This window comes from Terrisphaera buseokensis (genome assembly GCF_047521145.2).
Lineage (GTDB): Bacteria > Verrucomicrobiota > Verrucomicrobiia > Opitutales > Opitutaceae > ER46.
Genome location: NZ_CM134186.1, coordinates 6,500,297 through 6,523,697, shown reverse-complemented (window position 1 = coordinate 6,523,697; position 23,401 = coordinate 6,500,297). Strand labels below are relative to the sequence as shown.

16 protein-coding genes and 1 riboswitch are annotated in these 23,401 nt (G+C 65.5%); of the genes, 10 read left to right on the top strand and 6 right to left on the bottom strand.

What is annotated here, in order from left to right; genetic code table 11:
• The first annotated feature begins 9 nt into the window (after positions 1-9).
• Entirely contained in the window at positions 10-954 is a 945-nt protein-coding gene (locus tag ACLJEU_RS24560) for a DUF4097 family beta strand repeat-containing protein (protein WP_414661365.1), read from the top strand.
• A gap of 75 nt (positions 955-1,029) precedes the next feature.
• Here ACLJEU_RS24560 and ACLJEU_RS24555 read toward each other — a convergent pair whose 3' ends face one another.
• Entirely contained in the window at positions 1,030-2,643 is a 1,614-nt protein-coding gene (locus ACLJEU_RS24555; protein WP_414661366.1) for a hypothetical protein, read from the bottom strand.
• A 108-nt stretch (positions 2,644-2,751) separates the two neighbouring features.
• Between ACLJEU_RS24555 and ACLJEU_RS24550 the strand changes: the two genes are divergently transcribed.
• Together ACLJEU_RS24550 and ACLJEU_RS24545 are read left to right on the top strand one after the other, a co-directional pair.
• Positions 2,752-4,287 carry a carboxypeptidase M32 gene (locus ACLJEU_RS24550; RefSeq protein WP_414661367.1) on the top strand — a complete coding sequence of 512 codons (1,536 nt, stop codon included), beginning with the start codon at positions 2,752-2,754 and terminating at the stop codon, positions 4,285-4,287.
• A gap of 213 nt (positions 4,288-4,500) precedes the next feature.
• Positions 4,501-5,322: a TatD family hydrolase gene (locus ACLJEU_RS24545; protein WP_414661368.1), complete on the top strand. Its 822-nt coding sequence runs from the start codon at positions 4,501-4,503 to the stop codon at positions 5,320-5,322.
• Between the two features lie 74 nt (positions 5,323-5,396).
• Here the strand turns inward: ACLJEU_RS24545 and ACLJEU_RS24540 are convergent, their stop codons facing one another.
• A complete protein-coding gene (locus ACLJEU_RS24540; protein ID WP_414661369.1) occupies positions 5,397-5,696 on the bottom strand; it encodes an HPr family phosphocarrier protein in 300 nt (99 codons plus the stop codon).
• A 78-nt stretch (positions 5,697-5,774) separates the two neighbouring features.
• Here ACLJEU_RS24540 and kdsB point away from each other — a divergent pair, with 78 nt between their 5' ends.
• On the top strand, positions 5,775-6,521 hold the full coding sequence (gene kdsB / locus ACLJEU_RS24535; protein WP_414661370.1) for a 3-deoxy-manno-octulosonate cytidylyltransferase: 747 nt from the start codon (positions 5,775-5,777) through the stop codon (positions 6,519-6,521).
• A gap of 128 nt (positions 6,522-6,649) precedes the next feature.
• Here the strand turns inward: kdsB and carA are convergent, their stop codons facing one another.
• Positions 6,650-7,822 carry a glutamine-hydrolyzing carbamoyl-phosphate synthase small subunit gene (carA, locus tag ACLJEU_RS24530; RefSeq protein ID WP_414661371.1) on the bottom strand — a complete coding sequence of 391 codons (1,173 nt, stop codon included), beginning with the start codon at positions 7,820-7,822 and terminating at the stop codon, positions 6,650-6,652.
• A 175-nt stretch (positions 7,823-7,997) separates the two neighbouring features.
• Between carA and ACLJEU_RS24525 the strand changes: the two genes are divergently transcribed.
• The gene (locus tag ACLJEU_RS24525; RefSeq protein WP_414661372.1) at positions 7,998-9,209 is read left to right on the top strand and encodes a KamA family radical SAM protein; all 1,212 of its coding nucleotides are present in this window, start codon (positions 7,998-8,000) and stop codon (positions 9,207-9,209) included.
• A 291-nt stretch (positions 9,210-9,500) separates the two neighbouring features.
• Here ACLJEU_RS24525 and ACLJEU_RS24520 read toward each other — a convergent pair whose 3' ends face one another.
• Positions 9,501-12,647 carry a CotH kinase family protein gene (locus ACLJEU_RS24520; protein WP_414661373.1) on the bottom strand — a complete coding sequence of 1,049 codons (3,147 nt, stop codon included), beginning with the start codon at positions 12,645-12,647 and terminating at the stop codon, positions 9,501-9,503.
• A 277-nt stretch (positions 12,648-12,924) separates the two neighbouring features.
• Between ACLJEU_RS24520 and ACLJEU_RS24515 the strand changes: the two genes are divergently transcribed.
• From ACLJEU_RS24515 to ACLJEU_RS24495, 5 genes are all read left to right on the top strand, one after another.
• Entirely contained in the window at positions 12,925-14,595 is a 1,671-nt protein-coding gene (locus tag ACLJEU_RS24515; RefSeq protein ID WP_457795313.1) for an alkaline phosphatase D family protein, read from the top strand.
• 85 nt (positions 14,596-14,680) lie between these two features.
• Positions 14,681-14,794, top strand: a riboswitch (TPP riboswitch).
• Between the two features lie 66 nt (positions 14,795-14,860).
• Positions 14,861-17,005 (top strand): TonB-dependent receptor, encoded by a 2,145-nt coding sequence (locus ACLJEU_RS24510; protein WP_414661375.1) that lies wholly within the window; start codon positions 14,861-14,863, stop codon positions 17,003-17,005.
• A gap of 93 nt (positions 17,006-17,098) precedes the next feature.
• Positions 17,099-17,692 (top strand): plasmid pRiA4b ORF-3 family protein, encoded by a 594-nt coding sequence (locus ACLJEU_RS24505; protein ID WP_414661376.1) that lies wholly within the window; start codon positions 17,099-17,101, stop codon positions 17,690-17,692.
• A gap of 46 nt (positions 17,693-17,738) precedes the next feature.
• Positions 17,739-18,734, top strand: coding sequence for a glycoside hydrolase family protein (locus tag ACLJEU_RS24500; protein WP_414661377.1), 996 nt, complete (start codon positions 17,739-17,741; stop codon positions 18,732-18,734).
• 32 nt (positions 18,735-18,766) lie between these two features.
• Complete coding sequence (locus ACLJEU_RS24495) at positions 18,767-20,044, top strand: M20/M25/M40 family metallo-hydrolase (RefSeq protein WP_414661378.1); 1,278 nt, start codon at positions 18,767-18,769, stop codon at positions 20,042-20,044.
• A gap of 73 nt (positions 20,045-20,117) precedes the next feature.
• Here ACLJEU_RS24495 and ACLJEU_RS24490 read toward each other — a convergent pair whose 3' ends face one another.
• Together ACLJEU_RS24490 and ACLJEU_RS24485 are read right to left on the bottom strand one after the other, a co-directional pair.
• On the bottom strand, positions 20,118-20,441 hold the full coding sequence (locus ACLJEU_RS24490; RefSeq protein WP_414661379.1) for a hypothetical protein: 324 nt from the start codon (positions 20,439-20,441) through the stop codon (positions 20,118-20,120).
• Between the two features lie 136 nt (positions 20,442-20,577).
• Positions 20,578-23,379 (bottom strand): M16 family metallopeptidase, encoded by a 2,802-nt coding sequence (locus ACLJEU_RS24485; protein ID WP_414661380.1) that lies wholly within the window; start codon positions 23,377-23,379, stop codon positions 20,578-20,580.
• Positions 23,380-23,401: the final 22 nt, after the last annotated feature.

Genomic DNA, 23,401 nt, shown 5'->3' with positions numbered 1-23,401 from the left:
TCCCTGCTCATGAAGATTTCGATTCGTCACCTGGTGTTCGCGGGCCTGATGTCCGCTTCGGTTTTGGTCGCTCACGCTCGCATCGAGCGCGTCGTGGAAAAAAGTTTTCCGGTGAGCGGTGCCGGGACGCTGCGGGTCGAGACGCAGGGCGGTGGCATTCGCGTCACGCCGGCAGCCGACAACGTCATCCGCGTGACCGTCACCCAACGGATCAATGCCTCCACCGAGGCCGAGGCCGATGAATTGTTGAAGAAGCTCGAGCTGACGTTCGAGCCCGCCGGCAACGACCTGCGCGTGGTGGCGAAGTACGAGAAGAAGCCAATAGGGTTCACCTGGGGTTCGTGGCCGCCGGTCGCGGTCGATCTCGCGGTGTCGCTCCCGGCGGCGTATGCGACGCAGCTCAACACCTCCGGCGGTGCCATCACCGTCGGCGATCTGCTCGGCCACGCGGTGCTGCGGACGTCCGGAGGATCGATCAAGCTCGGCAGGATGGGCGGAACGGTCGACGCCCACACCTCGGGTGGCGCGATCACGCTCGCTGCGGCGCGCGGCCGCGTGGAGTTGAAGACGTCGGGCGGCAATATAGCTGTCGGCGACGTGCAGGGGCCGGCGGAGCTTTCGACCTCCGGTGGCGGCATCAAGGTGGACAACGTGGCCGGCGCGCTCAACGCGCACACCAGCGGCGGCAGTATCCGGGCGGGCATCACAGGCCCGATCAAGGAAGCCTGCACGTTGAGCACGTCGGGCGGCAGCGTCACCGTGAGCGTCGACAAGAGCGCCGCGTTTCAACTCGATGCGTCGACCAGCGGCGGCGGAGTCGATGCGTCCGGACTCACCATCACACTCGAATCCACCAAGCGCGATCGCAGCCGGCTCGCCGGGGCGGTGAACGGCGGCGGGCCGCTCCTGAAACTCCGTTCGAGCGGTGGCGGAATTTCGGTGCGGGCGAATTGAGCCCGACGGTCGCGCATCAGGCGCGCGTGAGTACGTTCACGGCGAAACCGTCGACTGGCCCGGGCAGGCTTTTGTTCACCGCGCCACGACGGGACGGGATGCGGGACCGGACGCGGCCCGGCGGCGGAAGAGTATGAACCGCGCATCGCCTTCGACCCAGGCGCGTCCCGGCAGAAACGCGATCCGGTCGAGTTGCGGAAGGACGTTCCACTCCTTCACGACCTCGTAGCCCTGCAGGACTCCCGTGGTGGCGAACTCGGGTCGCGTGGCTTCAGACGGGCGTAGCAGCACCCAGGTGGGGCGGAGCGTGCCGATGATGTCGGCGTAGCGCCGCGCGCCGTGGCGGCCGGCGGCAACCACTTCAGGCGAACTCAGCCCGGGGAAATCGTAGGTCTTGAGCTGCGAGTAATAGCCCACGTAACCGAGCGGCTCGAGAAACAGCGTGTCGCCCGTCTGAGCGTGCCGCCGGAGCCAGTCGCCGATGGCGTGGCGCGTTTCCGTTTCAATGTACGTCTGCGCGGTCCGCATCTGCCAGGCCACGGCGCCGAGCACGCCCGCTTGCAGCGCCACGAGTGTCACGAGAGCCGCCCGCCCGCCGACGGCGAGCGTGCGCTGGCCCGACGCCACCGCCCGGTTGAACAGGCCGTCTGCGGTGAACGCGATCGCGATGACCGCGAGTGCGGTCCACGGCGGCGCGTACCACGGAAACAGAATGATCGAGCACAGATAGAACATGCCGATGAACACCGCGAGCGACGCGCGCCGTCCCGGCAGCGGCAGGAAGGGCAGCAGCCACGCGAACGCCGCGATGATCGCCAGGGCTTGGGCGAGGTGTTGCAGGAACGGTGGCCAGCCGCCGAACGGCCAGTAGGCCGGCATGAAGAGATCCATCAGCAGCGACTGCCCGGTGAGCGTATTGAACGGCACGCGCAGCAGCGACGTGAGCTGGATTGCCGGCATGTAGGCGCCTTTGGCAATGACGGTATGCGGCACCGGCGTGCCATAGTACCACCACGCCCAGGCAAACCACGGTGCATAGAGCAGCCCTCCGCCGATCAGTCCGCGCAGCAACGCCGGCCAGGCCAGGGTGCGCAGGGGCTCGGTCCGCGAGCGTAACAGAAGACGGGATACGAGCATGGCGCCAGCCAGGACAAAGGCGTCGGGCCGCGTCCACATCAGCCCCGCCGTCCCCGCGGCCAGCCACGCCGGCCGCGCGCCTTCCGGACGCTCGAGCTCGCTCCAGAACAGCAGCGCGAAAAACACGAGCAGCGCCGTCTCCATGCCGTTCATCGAAAAGTCCACCAGCTTGGGCTCGGTGAAGATGAGGCCGAAAAGAACCACGCACCCCACCGCGCCGAGCTTCAGGCTCTCCGCCCGCCGCCAGAGCAGCAGGCCCGCGGCGGCGAGGAAGCCGAGGTTGATGATCCGGAAAAGCCATAACGCGAGTTCCTCGCGCCCCGGTCCGGCGACGAAGGTGCACAGCGCCGGGAGCAACACGCCCAACGGCGAGGTGAACGTGTGGACGCGTTCGCCCGGCGTGAACACCAGTCCGTGGCCCTCGACGAGGTTCCGGCTCGACCGCAGCGTAATGAAATAATCTTCCCACGCATGCTGGGTGAAGGCGGCGAAGAGCAGGGGGACGCCGGCTGCAAGCAGCACGACGAGCCACCGCGAGCGTGGGCTGGACATCGCTCCTTCCCTAGGGAGGTGGCGCGATCCGGGCCAGCCACTTTGCGAACTGCAGGCAATCTTCACAACTTTCTGGCGTCTGGCAGACCCTGCGTTTCAGTCGCACCCATGACGATGACCGCGGAGCAGGCAGAGCTGACCCAATGGCTGAAGCGGGCGCACACCCTCGGCACCGTCGGCGAATTACTGGGCTGGGACGAGCAAGTGAATCTCCCCCCAGGCGCGGCGGAACAGCGCGCGGCGCAACACGCGGCCGTCGCCGACGCGCAGCACGCGGCCGCCAGCCATGAACGCATCGGCGAACTGCTGCGTCACTTCGAGGCGCAGCTGGCCAACGGCGGACCGACGTCCCTTACGCTCGACCCGGATCTGCGGGCCATTGTCGCGCAGGCCCGGCGTGATTACGATCGCGCCACGCGCCTGCCCGCCGACTTTGTCCGAGAGAAGGCGACGCAGGGCAGCCGCGGCTATCATGCGTGGGCGCAGGCCAAGGCCGCGAACGATTTTGCGTCCTATGCTCCCGTGCTCGAAAAAAATCTGGAGCTGGCGCGGCGGGAGGCGACGTATCTGGGCCGTGGTGACGCGCCCTACGACGCCATGCTGGACAAGCACGACCCCGGGCTGACCGCGGTCGCGGTGGAGCGGCTCTTCGGGGAACTAAAACGCGAGCTCGTGCCGCTGGTCCGCGCCATCACGTCGGCGCCACGGGCGGAGCAAGCGCGGCAGGCGGCGGCGAGGCTGCGCGGGTTTCCGGTGGCGGCGCAGCAGACGTTCCTGCGCGAAGTGATCGCGCGTCTCGGCTTCGACTACCGGCGCGGCCGGCTCGATGTTTCGCTGCATCCCTTCTGCTCCGGCACCGGCAGCGACGTGCGGATGACCACCCGGTACAACGAGGACCAGCCGCTCGACGCGCTCTTCAGTTCGATTCATGAAACGGGACACGGCCTCTACGAGCAAGGTTTGCCGCCGGATCAACTGGGCCTTGCGACGGGAATTCACGCCGGCATGGCCGTGCACGAGTCGCAGAGCCGGCTCTGGGAAAACCAGGTGGCGCGCAGCCGCGGGTTCTGGAGCTTCTTCGAGCCGCGCTGGCGGGAGTTGTTTGCCGCGCAGGCTCAGGGTTTCAGCGCCGAGGAACTGTACCTCGCGGTCAACGCCGTCGAGCCCACCTTGATTCGGGTCGATGCCGACGAAGTGACCTACAATCTCCACATCGTGCTGCGATTCGAACTCGAACAACGGCTGTTTGCGGGCGAACTCGCGGTGCGCGATCTTCCCGCGGCCTGGCGGGAGGCGTCGCGTGAACTCGTCGGGCTCGAGCCGGCCAATGATCGCGAGGGCGTGTTGCAGGACGTGCATTGGAGCGACGGATCGTTCGGCTATTTCCCCAGCTATTGCCTGGGTAACATGATGGCGGCGCAACTCTGGGCCCGCGTGCGCGCGCTGCGGCCGGAGATCGAGGACGATTTTCGTCGGGGCGACTTCAGCTGGCTGCTCTCGTGGCTGCGGGAGAACATTCACGCGCAGGGCCGGCGCTTCAGCACGCTGGAACTCGTCCGGCGCGTGACGGGCGAGGAGCTTTCGCCGCGGCACCTCGTGGCGTATTTGCGCGAGCGTTACGGCGGCTTGTATGGCGTGAAGTGACACGCGCTGAGCCGGAACGCTGCAGAAGTGCTCCAGCGAATCACGCGAACGAACGCGAATTTCACCGTTACAATTCAGTCTGGCTACTCTCGGTGGATGTTCACCGTTGGGTGAGGCTGAGACCGCCCGGCTGAATGGCGGGCGGAGCAATTCGTGGGTGCGAGCCGCGGGAATGGTTTGGCGTCCGGCCGATTGGCCTTTGGGATGTGACGCATGGCGCTCGTCGATACGCACACCCATCTGGAGTCATTTGCGCGCAAGGGCGTTTTGCCGGCGACGCTGGGCCGCGCGCGCGAGGCGGGCGTCGAGGCGATGATCACGATCGGCACCGGGCCCGACGACTGGTCGCTCTATCGCGCGCTCGCGGGCGAGAATCGGGGATTCGTGCATCACACCGTGGGTCTGCATCCCTGCTCGGTCGATGCGGAGTGGGAGGCCGCCGTGGCGCAGATCGAGGTTTGCTGGCGCCGGGAACCGACCGGCAGCGATGTCCCGGGGTCGGCTGATCCCGTCGGTTTGGGCGAGTGCGGGCTCGATCGTTTTCATCTGCCCAAGGAGGCGGCCGAGGCGGAGCGGGTGTTCGCCTGGCAGCGCGCGGCCTTTGCGGCCCAGTTGGACATCGCGCGCCGGCTGGCCTGCCCGGTCGTCGTGCATTCGCGCGGGGCGTTTCGCGAGTGTATCGAAATGATCGATGCGAGCGGCGTGGCGTGGCCGCGCGTGGTGTTTCATTGCTTCACCGAGGGTGCCGAGGAGATGAAGGAGCTCATCAAGCGCGGCGGGTTCGGGTCCTTCACCGGCATCCTGACCTACAAGAGCGCCGAGGCGGTGCGGGCGGCGGCGCTGGCGCAGGGCCTCGCGCGTTTCATGGTCGAGACCGACGCGCCGTATCTCACGCCGTTGCCGCATCGCGGCAAACCGAACGAACCGGCTTTTCTGCGGCACACCGCCGAATTCGCTGCGGAGCTTTTCGGCGTGACCGTTGCCGAGTTGGAACGGGTGACGACGGCGAACGCGCGGCGATTTTTCGCGATCTGAAATGCCGGGAGCGCCGGCGTCACGCCGGCATCGTCAGGAAGGAGGACCGACGGCGGACTCGGACGCTTCCAGGTTCAGGCTTCGTCGAACTTGCGGGCGAAGAGGGCCTCGATCTCGGCGAGCATGGCGGGGGCATCGGCGCCGGTGGCGACAAACTTCACCTTCGAACCCTTGCCGGCGGCCAGCATCATCAAGCCCATGATGCTCTTGCCGTTGACCTGCTCGTCATCCTTTTCGACGAAGACGTCGGCTTTGAACTTGTTCGTGATGCGAACGACCATCGCCGCCGGGCGGGCATGGATCCCCATCTTGTTCTGCACCACCAGTTCCTTGGTGAGGGTGCCGGGCGCAGATGAGGCGTCGCTTTTGTTCATAAGTTCGAAGAGACCGGTCAAAATCCGGGCCGTGGCGGTGGCTTGCAACCCAAAAACCGGGACGCAAACTGCCGGCCGATGGCCCTGACCGCAATCATCGTCCCGTGTCGCCTGGAATCCACCCGATTTCCGCGCAAACTGCTCCATCCGATCAAGGGGCGTCCTCTGCTACAGTGGGTTGCGGAACGAATCGCGCAGCAGGCACCGGAGTTTCCGCTCTATTTCGCGGTCGATCACGACCTCCTGGCCAACTGTGTGACCCGGGCGGGTCATCGCGTCATCATGACCAACGCCACCCACCAGACCGGCACGGATCGACTGGCCGAGGCGAATCGCACGGTAAAGGCGGACCACGTCGTCAACGTGCAGGCCGACGAACCCTTGGTCACGGGCGCGCAGATCCGGATGTTGGCGCGATTGCTGGCTGGCGGCGCGCCGATGGCCACGCTCGCGACGCCCTTTCGGCGGGCGGCCGATTTCATGAATCCGAATCAGGTCAAGGTCGTGCTCGCGACGGCGGCGCGGCGGGCGCTCTTTTTTTCGCGTTCACCGTTGCCGTACGCCCGCGATCGCGGCGGCGTGGTGGATGACGCTTGGGTGCTGGCGAATCCGTGTCTGAAACACCTCGGCCTTTACGGCTACCACGCCGATTTGTTGCAGAAGTTTGCGACGCTTCCCGCCGGCCGGCTCGAGCAGATCGAAAAACTCGAGCAGCTGCGCGTGCTGGAGAACGGTTACGAAATCGCGTGCGACATCACCGAGGATCCGACGATCGGCGTCGATACGCCGGACGATGCGGTGAAGTTCGAGCAATGGCTCGGGTAGGGGGGAGTTTAGAGTTGAGAGCTGAGGGTTGAGCGCGAGATCAGCTTCAAGACAGTGCCCGCGGGGCGATCAAAGCAGAGTTGCTCGGTCATTCTCTCAACTCTCAGCCCTCGACTCTCAACCCATTCTCAGATCTTCCCGGCCTTGCGCGCTTCGACCAGTTTGTAGAAATCGGTGAAGAGCGGGTCGGCGTCGTTCGGGCCGGGAGCCGCTTCCGGGTGATACTGCACGCTGAAGACCGGGAGCGTGGCGTGGCGCAGGCCTTCCACGGTGTTGTCGTTGAGATTGATCTCGGTGATCTTGGCGCCGCGGGCTTCGATCGATTTGGCGTCGGTCGCGAAACCGTGGTTCTGCGCGGTGATCGAGACCTTGCCGGTCTCGAGATTCTTCACCGGCTGGTTGCCGCCGCGGTGGCCGAACTTGAGCTTGTAGGTCGAGCCGCCGAGCGCGTGCGTGAGCATCTGGTGGCCGAGGCAGATCCCGAACATGGGAAACTCGGGCAGCAGGCCGGTCACCGTTTTGTGGATATACGGGAGTGCCGCCGGGTCGCCGGGGCCGTTCGAAAGGAAGACCGCGTCGGGCTTGTGCTCGCGCACCTGTTCCGCGGTGGCGGTGGCCGGAAACACCTGCACCTCGAAGCCATGATTCACGAGCTTGCGAAAGATGCTGTACTTGGCGCCGTAGTCGAAGGCGGCCACGCGAAACTTCTTCGCCGGCGCGGACGGGGCGTTCATCGTCGTGCCGACCGGAAGATAGGGCGTGTTGTGATTGGCCAGATCGTCGGCGCGCCAGAGAAAGGGCGCTTTCACCGTGACGTCCTTGACGTAGTCCGACCCTTCCATGTCCCGCCAGCCCTTGGCCTTGGCGATCGCGTCGGCGTCGCTGATCGGCAGGGTGCTGAGGCAGCACTTCATCGCGCCGTCGACGCGCAGCTTCTTGGTCAGCGCGCGCGTATCGACTTCGCTGATGCCCGGAATGCCATACCTCGTGAGGTAGGCGTCGACCGAGGTCTTGCTCCGCCAGTTGCTCACGACCGGGGAGAGCTCGCGCACGACGAATCCCGTGCAGCGCGGGGCGGTGGCCTCGTTGTCCTCGTCGTTGACGCCGTAGTTGCCGATTTGGACGGCCGTCATCGTCACGATCTGGCCGAAATATGAGGGATCGGTGAGGATCTCCTGATAGCCGGTCATGGAGGTGTTGAACACGCATTCGCCGGAAACCGTCGCGGCGGCGCCAAAGGCGCGACCGCGGAAAATCGAACCATCTTCGAGGGCCAGAACTGCGGGCTTGGGCGAGGACATTAAAGCCGAACGAAAGAGCGTCGGGTGGTCGCTGCCAAGTGGTTTCGTGGAAAAGTTTCGCCCCGCGCCGCCCCGCCTGCCGGCTGGGGTGGAATGAGCGGTTTTCAGGGTGTCCGACGATTTGGGCGCGCCATTTGACACCCGCGGAATCGCCTCCTAGTTCTATCTCGAAATAATGCCTTACACCGAAGACCGCGCCGCCTGGTTTGAAGGCCAGGGCCTATGGCAACATATCCCGGCCAGCGACTGGAGCGACTGGGTGTGGCAGCTCAAGAACCGGATCACCACGGTCGAGCAACTGGAGCAGTACATGACGCTTACGGCCGACGAGAAGGCCGGTTGCGCGTACGCGAGCCACAAGCTGGCGCTGGCGATCACGCCGTATTTCTTCAACCTCATCGACCGGAACGATCCCGAGTGTCCCATTCGCAAGCAGGTCATTCCGCGGGCGGGCGAGGCGGTGATTTCGGAGGGCGAGATGCTCGATTCGCTCGGCGAAGACGAGCATTCGCCCGTGGCCGGCCTGGTGCACCGTTACCCGGATCGCGTGCTCTTTCTCGTGACCGATCGGTGCGCGGCGTACTGCCGTTACTGCACGCGGAGCCGGCTGGTTTCGAACGCGCAGGACTACAATTTCCACCCCGAGTACGAGCAGGGTCTGCGTTACATCGAGTCCCACCCCGAAATCCGCGATGTGCTGCTTTCCGGCGGGGATCCGCTGCTGCTGTCGGACAAGAAACTCGAGCATCTGCTGGCCCGCCTCCGGGAGATCAAGCATGTGGAGTTCATCCGGATCGGCTCGCGCATCCCGGTGTTCCTGCCGCAGCGGATCACGCCGGCACTGTGCGAGATCTTCAAGAAATACGGGCCGATTTGGATGAGCATTCACACCAATCATCCCAAGGAGGCCACGGCGGAGCTACGCGCCGCCTGCGAACGCCTTTCGTTTGCCGGGGTGCCGCTGGGCAACCAGAGCGTGCTGCTCAAGGGCGTGAACGACGATGCCGACGTGATGAAAGCGCTTGTGCACCGGTTGCTGCGGATGCGCGTCCGGCCTTACTATCTCTACCAGATGGATCTGATCACGGGCGGGGCGCACTTCAAAGTCGATGTGCGCAAGGGGCTCGAAATCATCCAGGCCTTGCGCGGTCACACGACCGGCTATGCGGTGCCGCAGTACGTGATCGATGCGCCGGGGGGCGGCGGGAAAGTCCCGATCAATCCGGACTACATCGAGAAAATCACCGACGAGGAGATCATCTTCCGGAACTACGAGGGGCATGTTTTTCGCTATCCCTTGAAGGCTGAACCGCGCCGGGCGCAGGTGCAGACGGCGGACGCGAATCCGGTGCCGGTCTTGGGCGCCGAATCGATGCTGGTCGACTGAGGCCGGTTCACGACGCAGGGCGAGGGCTGCGTCGGCTCGCGCTCAAGGCGGATGCCCAAATCGTGCCGCGTTCGGACGCAAGCGCGCAAGCATCGTACTCCCGCGATGCGGGACGGGAGCTGGAAGCTCCCTCTACTTTGCGCGGGAGGGTGATCGGCGGCAGTAGCGGGCGCATCGTGCTCCCGTGATCCTCAAGAATAAGTTGAAGATCCGCCGGCTTTGCCCGCCGGCCTCTTTTGCAGGAACCGGCGGCCGGCGGAACGAGCTCTCGCACGAGGCGGACGGACCGCCTTACGGCAGCTCGTAGATTTCCAGGAGGGCGACGCCCTCCATGTTGTTCTTGCCCTTCACTTCAACCGTGTAGGCACCGGGAGGCAGCGTGACGAGCAGCGCCGCGTCCTCGCTGTTGTCGGCGAGCGCGAACGCTCCGACCGTCTTGCTGGCCGACGCGACGGCCGCGGCGTAGGTGTCGGCGTGCCAGCGATCGTTGGACGCGACCGTGGTGGAGCCGGAGAAAAGCGTGAGGACAGGATCGGCCAGTGTCCCGGCGAGTCCGAACGTCGATAGCGTCGGGCCCACGGCTCGGATCAGCATGCGTTTGTACGCGGGACCCTGGACCACAAATCCGCCGATCAGCACGCCGTCGCCGCCGCGGACGCGGGCGCGGGTGGACAGGTTGACGGTGCGTCCATTGGCATCGAGTTCATAGAGCTCGGCGAGGCCGATGCCGGATTGGTTGCTGGAGCTGGTCACTTGCAGCGTGTACGCGCCGGCGGGGATTTCGTCCGCGAGCGCCGAGTCCCGGCTGCCCGTCGAGAGCGGAAATGCCCCCGCGGAGCGCGCATAGGCCGGCAGCGCGGTGGCGTTGCGGCCGGTTTCCCAGCCGTTGTTGCGGAAAAGTTCGACGCCGCTGCTGGAGAAGATGCTCAACTGCGGGTCAACTATCGCGCCCGCGGCGCCGAAAGCGGCCAGCCCGGGACCGATGGCGCGCGAGAGGTAGCGTTTGGACTCGGTGTCGGCCACGACCACACCGGCGATCAGGGCGTTGTCACCGGTGCCGACGACGGCCCGGCTGGAGAGATTCACGAGCCGCGCGCGGGGCGTGAGCGGCGAGGAGACGTCGGTGCCGACGGCCGAGCTCCACGGGCTGCCGGGAAACGTGCCCCGCCAATCCGCGCGGTAGCTGCGAACGTGGACATTGCTGTTGGCCGGGACCGTGAGCGTCGAAGCCGTGAGCGTGGCGTTCGGCGCGACCTCGCCACCCAGCAGGCGCGGATCCGATCCATCGAGCGTGTAGGCGAGCTGTGCGCCCGCCGGTGCGGTGTAGGTGATGACGCTGCCGGAGGCGGCAGCGGACGGCGCGCGGAGGAATTGGTCGTCGATCCATTGGGCGCGCAGCGTGACCCAGCCCTTCATGCGATCGATCTGCGCGGCATAGCTGCCGTAGGGGTTGACGTTGTCCGGCCAGCGCTGGCCATCACGTGCGACGGCTGCTTCGCCGGCTTGCGCACCGAGCGACTCCACCAGTGCAATCAGCCGATCGTTGGCGAGCTCTCCCCGTCGGAGCGACTGCCAGCGTTCAATCCAGTCCTGCATGAATTCCGGATCCTGGGCAATGATGCCCCACCAACCCGTGCGCCAGTAGTCCGGGCTTCCGAGTCCCGACCAGACGTCCCAACGGAAGGAGCGTTCGTCCCAATACGATCCCAGGGCGCGATCAAAATCCCACACCGGGCCGGCCGTGATCCGCTTGTTTCGATCCTTGGTGAAATAGGCGCTGCGGACGAAGGCATCGGGGTTGCTGACAAACGTATTCAGCAAGTGGTGATCAATCCAGGAGTCGCGATCGATGTAGTCGAGGTAGGTGCGTTGCGCGAAACCGGTGGCGCGATCGGCGACGAGCGCGTTTTCCATCCGCTGGATGTAGTCGCGCAGGTAGGCGAGCTGCGCGGGGGCGATGTCGTCGGCCTTGGGCGACACCAGCACGATTGAAGCGTTGTCATTTTCCGGATAGTGGCGGCTGGTGACCCACGCGATCTCGTCCGGATCCGGCTGGTCGATCTTGAACAAGTAGCCGCCGGTGAGGGCCGCCCCGGTGGTGTCCTTCGACGTCATTTCCTCGAGTTCCACCCGGCCGGGAGCCGCCTCGATGCGGTCCGAAACCACGTAAATGCCGGCGTAGTCGTTGGTGTCCACGTCGCCGCCGTTCGCGTTGAAGAACAATTCCACCAGGCGGGTGCGCGGAGCCCAGCGGCCGAGCTGGTTGGAAAGCGAGTAGACGAACGAATTGCTGATGTACGTGAAATCGTACTTCCACGGCGCCACCAGCGCCCACTTCTCGTAGGCCGGCAGGTCGAGCAGCGCCTGCGCCCGGTTGTCTCCGGCGGCGTCGGTGAATTTGAAATTGTAGCCCTTCTTGGGAAACTCGGCCGACGACGAACCGCGCACGGTCGTCGTCAGGGGGCTGATGGTTTCAGGCGAGGCCGCAAACGTCGGGGCCGTGCTGCCCCGCGATGGATAGGAATAGAGCCAGGCCGGGTGATCGACGCTGTCCTTGATCAACGGGCCGGTGCCGAGTGAGTCGATGACGACCACGGGCAGCTGGCTGGCAAAATTTCCGAGCGACGCGCCGATCCGGGCGTAGTAGGCGCTGGCGACCGCGCCGCGCTTCGTGCCATCGGCCGAGAAGATGGCGGCGCGCACCAGTGACGATTGGTTGATCGTGATCGCCGTCGTGTACTCGGGCGAGGCGGCGGTCGGCTCGGGAGTGGCACCGGCGCCGAGCGTCGACGCGATGACATAGCGGATCTTCTGGTCGCCGCTGGCACCGAAAAATTGCAGCGAAAACGGACTGCGAAACGGCCCTGCGGCCCGCGAAAACGTGATCAGGTCGGGCAGGCTTTCACCAGCGGCGGAATTCGCCGCTCCGGGTGTCGGCCGCGAGAGGATCGCCGGTGCGCCGATGGCACCGGACGCCGCCTTGATGAGACCGTATGACGTATCGGATTCCAGCGCGGGAAAGGCTGGGGCAAATTCAAACGCCACCCCCACGCCATCCTGCCGGACCAGGGCGAGGTACTCGCCGCTCGAGCGCAGCGAAAAATTCGTGTGCAGGATCGTCGCGGGGTCACGCCGATCCTTGCCGGACGCAAACAGCACCAGGTATCCCCCGGGAGAAAGGGTAACCGCCGGGAAACGCCACTTCGTTTTCACCGTCGCCGAATCCGTCAGGTACCAGCCGTCGAGACTCACTGGAGTCGCGTCCGGATTGTAGACCTCGATCCAGTCCGGATACGTCCCGTCCTCGTCGGCCAGGCTGCGGGTGTTGGCGGCCATGACTTCACTGATCACCGGCTCGGCGTGGAGCAGGTTGCCCGTGAACGCGACCAGCGTTCCCGCAAGGGTCAGCCAAAGGAGAGCTGGGCTTGGATGTTTCACGGTGGAGGTCGCACCGCTATGACGGCGAGAACCTCCTCCAAGTTTAATCGGGTCACCGACAAAAAGCGGGAAAGCGCGGAGTCGAATCGGCGGAAGAAGAAATCTTGATGAAAAGGCGGCCTCCGCGCCCGGTTTCTACGTATGAGCTTATAGGGTAAATGTCCCCGACTCATTTAACGAAATTTCACTTGCGAAAAGGGCGCCCGAGCAGAGAGTGGGGGAAAACCCCTGTATGCGCACCCCGCGACTACTCTTTTGCCTCCTGTTTTTCTGCTCGGTGGCGTTCGCTCAGGGAACATCGCCTTTTATCGGTGGTGCGTGGTGTGGGAACGTTACGCCCACGAGTGCGACTGTTACGATTCGCCTCACGAACAATGCGCTGCGGGTCCGTTTGGTCGTCAGCCAGAACGAAACGCTGAGCGCTCCGATTGTCTATTCTTCCGCGGTCACCACGGTCGCGAGCACCGGCAGCACGGCCAAATTGAGTGTGCAGGGACTGCAGCCTGACACGGATTATTATTACGGGATTGAAGTCGCCGGCGTGGTTCGCACCGAGGCGGTTTCGCGGGGCCGGTTCCGGACCTTCCCGCAGGGCCGCGCCTCGTTCCGCATCGCTTTTGGATCGTGTGGCGATTTCCGGGCGCCGGATCAGACCGCCTACGATGCGATCATGAGAGAGCGTCCGCTCCTGTTCATCAACATGGGCGACCTCCACTACAGCGACACCAACAGCACGGTCGCGGACGAGTATCGTTACAATTACGACAACGTGCTCGGTCATAGCGTCCAGGGCCCGATGTACCGCAGCATGGCGATGGCCTATGTCTGGGATGATCACGATTTCTCCGGCAACGATTCCGACACGACCTCCGTGGGCCGCGACACAGCGCGCGCGGTGTATCGTGAGCGGGTGCCGCACTATCCGATCGGACCGACCGGCGGCACGATCGGCCAGTCGTTCACGGTGGGCCGCGTCCGGTTCATCATGACGGATCAGCGCAGCGCGGCGGTTTCGGCGGACGCCAAGGAGTCTGCTTCGAAGACCAAGTTGGGCACGGCGCAGAAGGCTTGGTTTAAACAGGAACTCATCAATGCCCGTGACAGCGGCTTCCCGCTCATCGTCTGGGTGTGTCCTGATCCGTGGATTGCCAAGGCCCAAGTGGGCGAAGATACGTGGGGCGGTTATGCGACCGAGCGCACCGAGATTGCCAATTTCATCCGCGACAATCGCATCACGAACCTCGTGCTCCTGTCCGGTGACATGCACGGCCTCGCCTTTGATGATGGCACCAATTCCGATTACGCCACGGGCGGCGGCGCGCCGGTCACCGTGTTGCACGCGGCGGCTTTGACCAGCAATGGCTCGGCCAAAGGCGGCCCCTACACCGTCGGTCCCTTCCCCGGCAGCCAGCAGTACGGCATCCTCGAGATCTTCGACAACGGCGGCCCGAGCGTCGCCTGCCGCTTCCTCGGCACGAAGGTCGGCGAAGGCCGCAAGCTGACCCAGATTTTCAGCGGCTCCGTTGGCGGGGCCAAGGACCACGCGATCGTCAACATCTCGACCTTGGCGCGGGTGAGCTCGCCCACGGATGCCATCACCAGCGGTTTCGTGATTTCCGGTTCGACCGCCCGCACGGTGCTGGTGCGGGCTGTCGGTCCCACCTTGAGCGCGTTTGGCGTGAACGATGCGCTGCCCAATCCCGTCCTTTCAGTTTTCCAGGGCGAGAAACTGGTCGCGACCAACGGTGCGTGGGGTGGTGCCACCCGGGCTGCGACCGACGATTTGACCGATGCCTTTGACCGTGCGGGTGCGTTTCGCCTCGTCGACGAATCCAGCCGCGATGCCGCGCTCGTGGTCAGTCTCGGTGCCGGCGCCTACACGGTGCAGGTGAAGAGTGGCGACGGCGCCCCGGGCGCCGCGCTGTTGGAAGTTTACGACTTGCCCTGATCGCTGGTGGCGCAGGCCTTTGGCCGCCGCGCCCGGCGTTGACACGAATTGAACTTGCGCCGCGCCCGCCGCGGCCTTCCGTTCGCTGTGCCTGTAGGGGTGTCCTCCGCGGAGGACTGAGATTGCGACACGCTCGGTCGCTCGACCCTTCGAACCTGAAACGGATCATGCCGACGAAGGAAACAGCAGGCGCCGCAACACTGCGCCTTGGGGCGCACGGCGCCCCTTCACTCGGGAGTCCGATTTGGGTCGGGCATTTATCCAAATGCAAATCCCGACACGAATCCTCCTCATTGTCACGGCCTCGGCCGCGTTCACGTGCGCCTCTGCGCAGACCCTGACCGCGCCGCCACCCGGCAAGTCCGCCCCGGGCTCCCCGCTCACTTTGGAGGAGGTACGGGTTACTGCCGATCTCTGGTCCTCGCCACTCGATCGAATTCCCGCCAGCGTGAGCGTCTTCGACGAGCCCGCCCTGCGCGGCGGCGCCGTGACTCACTTCGGCGATCTGATAGACCAGATTCCCAATCTCACCTGGAGCGGCGGCACTTCGCGGCCCCGCTACCTTCAGATTCGGGGCATCGGCGAGAACTCCCAGTACGAAGGCGAGACGCCCGACTCGACCGTTCGCTTCCTGGTCGACGACCTTGATTTCACCGGACTGGGCTCTCTTGGCGGAACATTCGATCTGCGCCAGGTCGAGATCCTGCGCGGGCCGCAAGCTGGCGCGTTCGGCGCGAATGCCGCGGGCGGCGTCGTGCGTTTGGTCACAAACGCCCCGACTCCGTATTGGACGGGCCAGGTGGAGGCCACCGCCGGCGGTGACGATCTGCGCGCCGGCGGCTTCGCCTTCGGCGGGCCGTTGATCGCGCGCCGGCCGGAGGCGCTCATGGGACGGCTTGCGGTGTATCAGCACCGCAGTGACGGCTTCCGCCGGAACGTCACGCTCAACCGCGACACCAACGCGCGCGACGAGTTCACCGCCCGCCTGCGGCTCACCTGGAATCCCGCGCCGGCGTGGCGTTGGGACGGCGCCGTGCTCTTTTCCGACGTGAACAACGGCTTCGACGAGTTCGCCCTCGACAACAACGGGCGCCGGACCTTCAGCGATCAACCCGGGCGGGACGAACAACGATCGACCGCGGCCAGCCTGCGCGGCACCTACACCGGCCTGGCCGGCGTGCGGGTTTCCACCGTCACGAGCGGCAGCTGGGTCGACTCCGTTTACAGCTATGACGACGACTGGACCGCGGCCTCGTATCAGGGTTTCAGTGACCTCCGTCGCGATCGATCGGTGATCAGCGAGGAGGTGCGTTTCGATTCCGCCGCGACGCGGGCAGCCCTGGGCTGGATCGACCGATGGACACTCGGCGCCTACTATGCGCGCACGGACGAGGACAGCGCGTATACGAACGAGGACCCGGGCAATCTGCGCGGCATGAAGACCCGCTATGACGCGCGCCATGCCGCGGTGTTCGGGCAGGTGGCGCATGACTTTACTGCCAGCACGCGGCTGACGCTAGGACTGCGCGCCGAGCAGCTCGATCTCGATGGCCGCGGGACGCGGACGCGGTTTCGCAAGAGCCGCGGCACCTTCGACCCGGTGGTGACCTTTCGTCCGGACTTCAAGGATACGCTGCCCGGCGGCAAGATCACGCTGGAGCACGAACTCGACGGGAATCGTCTGGTGTTCGCGTCGGTCACGCGCGGTTACAAGGGAGGCGGCATCAATGTCGACGCGCGCATTTCGCCGCCGGCGGATCCTTTGACCTACGACACCGAGTACCTGTGGAACTACGAGGTGGGACTGCGCGGCAACTGGCTCGAGCAGCGCCTCACGGGTGAGGTCACTGCGTTCTATCTCCAGCGGCGCGACACACAGGTGCGCGACTCGGCCGGCTTCGGCGGCAGCTACCGTTTTTTCACGGCCAATGCGAACCGCGCCAGCGTCCACGGACTCGAAGCCTCGGGCGCGTTCGCCCTGACCAAACCGTGGGCGGTCTTTGGTTCGCTTGCGTTGATGAATTCATCGCTCGATCGCTTCACGCTCACGAACGGCAACACCGGCGGCGGTCGTCGCCTCGCCAACACCCCGCGCCATGGCACGACAGTGGGCACGCGTTACCGGGCGGCGTCGGGCTGGAACGGCCAGATCGAGGTCGTCAGCCGCGCGAGTCAGTTCGACTCCAACAATCAGAACGAGGCCCGCCGCGCCTTCAGCGTGTTGAACGCCAGTGTCGGCTATACGTGGGGCGCGTGGAGCGCGACACTCTGGGCGCGAAATATGACCGATGCCCGCTACCAGAAGCGGGTGTTTTTCTTCGGCAACGAGGATCCCGATTATGTCGAGACGCGCTACGAAGACCGCGCCGATCCCCGGCAGGTGGGCGTGACCGCCGCTTACCGCTTCTGACGCCAGCGCGGGCCGGCGCACGTCGTCCGGCCCGCCGCGCCGCTCAAGCTCCCGCTTGCCGAGTGCCCTGCGGTGCGTTTTCGTGAGCGGTTCATGATTTCGCTCCACGAAGGCAAGGGCACCAAGGTCAGGAAACCACCTGAGCGGACGTTCACCCTGCGACTCAACGTCGTGGCCTGCCAGCCGCGGATCTGGCGGCGGATGGTCGTGCGGGAATCGATGTGGTTGTCGCGGCTGCACGACACGATCCAGATCGCCTTCGACTGGTTCGATTATCAGACGCACGCCTTCAATCTCGATGATCTGCGTTTCGGCAATCCGCTGAAGCGCGACGAGCTCACGATCGAGGACGATCGTGACGTCGCACTCGCCGACCTCGATCTCGAGCATCGCGAGCGGTTCACCTACGGGTATCACTTCGGCGAGGGCTGGCAGGTCGACATCAAGGTCGAGAAGGTCGGCGGCGTGGAAAAGGGTGTAGCCTATCCCTCCTGCGTCGCGGGTGAGCGCGCCGGGCCGCCGGAGGATTGCGGCGGCATCGAGGCGTTTCACGACATGCTAGCCTGCATCAAGGAACCGCATACGGAGCTGGGCCGCGAGTGGCTCGAGTGGCTCGGACCGGATTACAATCCCACCGCCTGCGAACTCGATAAAATCAACAAGGCGCTGAAAAAACTCGGCAAGTAGTCCCGCCTCAACCCCGCCTGTTCTTCCCCCTGCATTTCCTTCCGTCATGACCTTGACCAACGAACGCCTCGCCCAGGGAACCATCATTCGCGAACCGGTCGGTAGCGGCTCCGGCTACTGGGTCGGCTGTCCCGGCGCCTACTACGAGGCCGCCGAGCGCGCCTGGTACCTCACGTACCGCATCCGGCGTCCGCGCGGCGTCGCACCGGATCGCGGCGGCGAAGTCCGGATCGCGCGCTCGACCGATCTGGCCCGCTGGGACGACGTCGTCGTCATCGGCAAGGACCGTTACGACTCCGCCTCGATTGAGCGCAGCTGCCTGCATCGCGGGCGCGACGGGCAGTGGCGCTACTTCACGAGCTACGTCCATCCGACCGACGGTCGCTGGTGCACCGCGGTCTTGAAGGCCCCGACGGTCGCGCAGCTCGACCCGGCGAAGCGCGAAGTGATCTTTACGGGCCCGCCGCTCGGCCTCGAGGGCGTCAAGGATCCGTGGATACTCGAGGTCGACGGCGTTTATCACCTCTTCCTTAGCATCGCGACGCCGACTCCCCGCACCGCGGATGGCTCGCATGCGACGCTGGACATCTTCAACACCGGCGAGTGCAAGTCGGCCACCGGTCTCGCGATTTCGCGCGATCTCGATCGCTGGGAATGGCAGGGCGTCGTGCTCGCGCCGGGCGAGACGGGCTGGGACAGTTACTGCCGCCGGCTCAATTCAGTGGTGCCGTTGCCGGCCGGTGGCGCCGGGTCGCCGCGCTACCTGGCGTTCTTCGACGGCAGCGCCAGTCATCTCGAAAACTACGAGGAGAAGTGCGCCGTGGCGGTGTCCGACGACCTGCGCCAGTGGAAGTCTCTTTCGCCGTCGGGCCCGGTGCTGCGCAGTCCGCACGGGTCCACGTCGCTTCGTTACGTGGACGCGAAATGCGCCGGCGGCGCGTGGTATCTGTTTTATGAATTCACGCGGGCCGACGGATCGCACGACCTGCGCATGATCGCGTGTGAGACCGCGGATCTCGCGGCGCTGGCCCGGCCGGTTTGACGTCGCGGGCGCGGCGGCCGAGGCTTCGCCGCATGAATGCATTTTTTCGCCGGGCGTTGCTGGTGGTGGCGTTGGCTGGTCCCGGGGCCGCGGCTGTGACCGCCGCGCTGGCGCCCGCCGAGCAGGCGATGGTCGACTGGCTCGGCGGCAAACAGGAGGAGATGGTGACGCTGCTCGAGCGGGCGGTGCTGATCGACAGTCCGAGCGAGAACATCGCGGGCGTGAAGGCCGTGGCCGACCTGTTTGCGGGCGAGCTCAAGACGATTGGCCTCGAGCCGCGCTGGGTGCCGCTGCCGGCGGAGTCGAAGCGCGCGGGCCATCTTTTTGCGGAGCGCACGGGCACGAAAGGCAAGCGGCTGCTGCTGATCGGCCATCTGGATACGGTGCTGCCGGGCGGGAAATTTACGCGCGACGGCGATACCGGCCGCGGTTCAGGCGTGAACGACATCAAGGGTGGTAACGTCGTCCTGGTCTACGCGTTGAAGGCGTTGCAGGCCGCCGGTGCGCTCGACGGCACGCAGGTCGTGGTCGCGTTGACGGGTGACGAGGAGTCGATTGGCGAGCCGCTGGATGTCTCGAGAAAACCCCTCATCGACGCGGGCAAACAGTGCGACGTCGCGCTCGCGTTCGAAGGAGGGATCCGGGGCGAGGCCACGGTCGCGCGGCGCGGTTCCAGTTCCTGGCGGCTCGAGGTGACGGCGGCCACGGGGCATTCGTCGGGCGTGTTCTCGGCCTCGCTCGGCAGCGGCGCAATCTATGAAGCCGCGCGGGTGCTCGATGGGTTTCACACGGAGCTGCGCAAACTGCCGGGATTGACGGCCAACGTGGCGTTGATCGCAGGCGGCGCGGAAGTCACCGAGGCGGTGTTCTCGAGCACGGCCTCGGGCAAGACCAACATCATTCCCGCGCGCGCCGTCGCCCGCGGCGATCTGCGGGCACTTTCACCGGATCAGCTCGCACAGGCCGAAACGACCATGCGGGACGTGGCGGCGAAGCACCGGCCGCGCGCAGAGTCGGCGCTGACGTTTGCGCATCGTTACCCGCCCATGGCGTCAGAGCCACGACATCTGGCCGTGCTCGCGGTCTACGATGCGGCAAGCCGCGATTTGGGCCAGGGCCCGGTTGCCGCCAACGATCCCACGCAGCGGGGCGCGGGCGACGCGGCCTTCGTTGCACCCTATTGCGGTGTGCTGGATGGACTCGGGCCCTATGGCGTCGGCGCGCATGCCGCGCGTGAGTCCGTGGAGTTGAAGTCGCTCGTGACGCAGGCTGCGCGGGCGGCGGTGCTGATTTACCGGCTGACCCGTTGAAGGGCGACGGTGTTGGGGCGATCACCCCGCCGGGCGTATCCGGCAACCGGAGTCAGCCGGCTGCGGTTGCATTTTACGGATAGACCTTGGGCGGCGGGCCGGCGGGACCGGGCGCGGCGGGGAAGAAAGGCGCCAGCCGATCGATGAACGGCTTCAGGAATTCCGGCTCGGTCCGCGTCTGCGTCCAATGCAGCACGAGAATGGCGAGAATCAGCAGCAGCACGAAATACACGAGGGCCGGACTGATGCTGCGCAGAAAACGGTAGAAACTGAGCGTCATCATCACCGCGAAGAACGCGCAGAGAATGGTGAGGAAATAGTGTTCCCCGAAGAGCGCCTTCACCTGCTTCCACAGCGGCTCGATCGCTTTTTGCAGCGGTGCCCAGTCGTTGTTCATCGGCGTGACGTCAGCCCATGCCCTGCCCAAGGCGGGGTCAAAGCATTAGAGAGCCCCTCCCGTCAACGATTTGTAAAGCGTGGCCGCGGATCTTACCTGCACAATCCCCCATCGGCACAAATCGCCCCGCCTGAGATTATTTTACCGGCTCCGGCGGCAGCGTCCCCGCCATGAGCGTGATCATGGTGTCCGGACGGACGAAGGTTTTGATCGCGGCATTGACCTCGGCGAGGGTGAGCGCCTGCAGTCGGCGCGGGTACTCGTCGAGCCAGGTTGCATCGTAGCCGCGCTGCAAGGCGTTCAGCAGTGCTCCCGCCATCCCGCCGGTCGTCGAGAGCGCCACCTTGTAGGAACCGGTGAGCGTGGTCTTGAAGGTCGCGAGTTCCGCGGCGCTGAGGCCTTCCGCGTGGAAGCGCCGTAACTCCCGTACCGTGGAGGCGAGGCCCTTTTCCAACAGCTCGGGCGCAAACGTGGCTTGAATGGACCACGCGCCATCGGCGTAGGTGTCGGATCCGAGGCTGGCGCCGATGCCGTACGTCAGGCCTTCGCGGTTGCGGATGATGTCGAGGAGCCGCGCGGAGAAAAAACCGCTGCCAAGCACCGCGGTCGCCATGTTCAGCGACTGGTAGTTCGAGTCCTTGTACTGCAGGCCGGAGGGTTGTCCGATGACAATGGATACGCTGGTCTTGCCGGGCATCTGCACGCGTTCGATCCGCGCGGCGACGGGCGCGCCGGCTTTCGCTGCGACCGGCAGGGTGCGTCCGCCCTTCCATCCGGCCAGCGCCTCGCCGAGGGTGCGATCAATCACGGCGTCATCGACGTCGCCGACCGCCACCAGTTGGGCCATCGCCGGACCGTAGTTTGCGGCATGGAATGCCTGCAACTGCTCGAGCGTGGCGGCTTCGATGTCGGCAAGATACTTTTCGTCGGTCGGCGGGCGATTCGGGTGCCCCGCGGGAAACACCGCGCGAGCGAACGCGCCCCCGGCCCGGTAGTCCGTGTCCTCCATCTGCCGCTTGTGCCGGCCGATCATCTGTTTCTTCAACTTGGCAAACTCCTCGGGATCGAAGCGCGGCGTGCGCAGTTGCTCGGCGATGAGTCCGAGGACGAGCGACAGATCCTTGCGCAGGGTCTTGCCGGAAAAATTCAGGGTGTGACTGCTCGTGCTGAACGAGACGGTGGCGCCGGCCTGCTCGAGCAGCGCGGCCACGGCGAACTTGTCCCGTTTCGTGGTGCCCTTGTCGAGCATGCCGGCCGTGAGGTCCGCGATGGCGGAGTTGCCCGGCGGATTGAACACATCGCCCGCGCCCACGACGCCACGGAGCGTCACGACGTCCTGAATCGAGGTCTTGAGCGTGACCACATCCACGCCGGCCACGTTGCGTCGCCGGACGTTGGCGGCGATTTTGGTTTCACCACTGGCGACCGCGCCGGAGCCGGCGGTGACGGGCCCGGCGTCACGGGCGAGCGGCGTGCCGGTGCGCGGCGCGGCGGGATCGCGGTAATAGTGCGGGCCGTTGGCGGCGGAGGTGAGGGTGTCAGCCCGCTTGCTTGCTCCGGCAGGCGGGACGCCGGCGCTTCCGGGCGACTCTTCCTGCGGGATGAACCAGCCGGTCGTGCTCTGGGCTTCGTTGAGATAGGCTTTCGCCACCCGCTGGACGTCGGCGGCGGTGACGGTGCGGAGCTGTTCCAACAGGCGATAGTAATAGGTCCAGTCGCCGACAGCGATGGACTCGTTGATTTGACCGGCAATGGCGAACGAGCCGTCGCGACGATACGCGAGGCCGGCGAGCAGCTTGTTGATCGCGCGTTCCACTTCAGCGGGAGCGACGCCGTCCTTTTTCACTTTCTCGATTTCGGCGAGGAGCGTCTTTTCCGCCTGCTCGTGCGTGACCGAGGGCGCGAGCGTCACGGACGCGTTGAAGAGCGTGTCGTCGTGAAAGAAGCCCTTCGAGGCGTCGGCGCTGATCGCGAGATTCGGATCGATGAGCGCGCGGTAGAGCCGGCTCGTCTTGCCGTCGCTCAGCACGGAGGCGAGCACTTCGAGCGCGGGGTGGTCGGCATGCAGGGCGCGCGGGACCTTGAACGCGATCTGCACGACGCCGACTTCGCCGGGTCGGCGAACCGTGACGCGGCGCGCGCCGGTCTGGGCGGGCTCCACCGTGTACACCTGGGGAATCGGGTGTGGAGAACGCGGGATGGCGCCGAAGTACTGCTTGATCAACTGCAGCGCGGTCGCGGGCTTGAAGTCGCCGATGACGGTGATCGTGGCGTTGTTCGGCCAGTAGAACGTGTCGTAGAACTCGCGGAGCTTCTCGATCGTCACCTTCTCGATGTCGGATCGCCAGCCGATCGTCGGATGATGATACGGGTGCGCGATGAACGCCACGGCGCCGACTTCCTTGTCGAGGGCCGACGCCGGATCGTTTTCGTCGCGCTCGAATTCATTGCGCACGACGGTCATCTCCGGCTGGCGGTCCTCTTCGCGCAGGAGCAGGTTCCGCATCCGATCCGCCTCGAGCTGGACGGCGAGCTCCAGGTGATCGCTCGGCAGGTTCTCGTAGTAGTTCGTGCGATCGAGCCAGGTCGTGGCGTTGTTGATGCCGCCGATGCTGTCCATCAACGTGTCGAAACCCTTGCCGATGCCGGGGTGGAAATTTTTGCTCCCCTTGAACATCAGGTGCTCGAGCAGATGCGTGGCTCCGGTCGTGCCGGTGACCTCGTTGCGCGAGCCGACGCGGTACGTGACCATGAACGTCAGCACCGGCGCCGAATGATCCTCGAGGAGGAGGACGTTGAGATCGTTGGCCGCGAGCTTGTACTCCGCGATGGCCCCGGATTGCTGCACGAAGCTGAAGCCCTCGACCGCGGGTCGATCGGCGGCGGAAAGGGCGAGCGCGAGGAACGGGACGACAAACAGACGGTTCAGTCGAATCATGGTCGGAAAGGGGGCGCGGGTA

What these genes read in the sequence shown, in the direction of transcription:
- ACLJEU_RS24560 (WP_414661365.1), top strand. Translation starts at nt 10, where the DNA reads ATGAAGATTTCGATTCGTCACCTGGTGTTCGCGGGCCTGATGTCCGCT.
- ACLJEU_RS24555 (WP_414661366.1), bottom strand. Translation starts at nt 2,643, where the DNA reads ATGTCCAGCCCACGCTCGCGGTGGCTCGTCGTGCTGCTTGCAGCCGGC.
- ACLJEU_RS24550 (WP_414661367.1), top strand. Translation starts at nt 2,752, where the DNA reads ATGACGATGACCGCGGAGCAGGCAGAGCTGACCCAATGGCTGAAGCGG.
- ACLJEU_RS24545 (WP_414661368.1), top strand. Translation starts at nt 4,501, where the DNA reads ATGGCGCTCGTCGATACGCACACCCATCTGGAGTCATTTGCGCGCAAG.
- ACLJEU_RS24540 (WP_414661369.1), bottom strand. Translation starts at nt 5,696, where the DNA reads ATGAACAAAAGCGACGCCTCATCTGCGCCCGGCACCCTCACCAAGGAA.
- kdsB (WP_414661370.1), top strand. Translation starts at nt 5,775, where the DNA reads ATGGCCCTGACCGCAATCATCGTCCCGTGTCGCCTGGAATCCACCCGA.
- carA (WP_414661371.1), bottom strand. Translation starts at nt 7,822, where the DNA reads ATGTCCTCGCCCAAGCCCGCAGTTCTGGCCCTCGAAGATGGTTCGATT.
- ACLJEU_RS24525 (WP_414661372.1), top strand. Translation starts at nt 7,998, where the DNA reads ATGCCTTACACCGAAGACCGCGCCGCCTGGTTTGAAGGCCAGGGCCTA.
- ACLJEU_RS24510 (WP_414661375.1), top strand. Translation starts at nt 14,861, where the DNA reads ATGCAAATCCCGACACGAATCCTCCTCATTGTCACGGCCTCGGCCGCG.
- ACLJEU_RS24505 (WP_414661376.1), top strand. Translation starts at nt 17,099, where the DNA reads ATGATTTCGCTCCACGAAGGCAAGGGCACCAAGGTCAGGAAACCACCT.
- ACLJEU_RS24500 (WP_414661377.1), top strand. Translation starts at nt 17,739, where the DNA reads ATGACCTTGACCAACGAACGCCTCGCCCAGGGAACCATCATTCGCGAA.
- ACLJEU_RS24495 (WP_414661378.1), top strand. Translation starts at nt 18,767, where the DNA reads ATGAATGCATTTTTTCGCCGGGCGTTGCTGGTGGTGGCGTTGGCTGGT.
- ACLJEU_RS24490 (WP_414661379.1), bottom strand. Translation starts at nt 20,441, where the DNA reads ATGAACAACGACTGGGCACCGCTGCAAAAAGCGATCGAGCCGCTGTGG.
- ACLJEU_RS24485 (WP_414661380.1), bottom strand. Translation starts at nt 23,379, where the DNA reads ATGATTCGACTGAACCGTCTGTTTGTCGTCCCGTTCCTCGCGCTCGCC.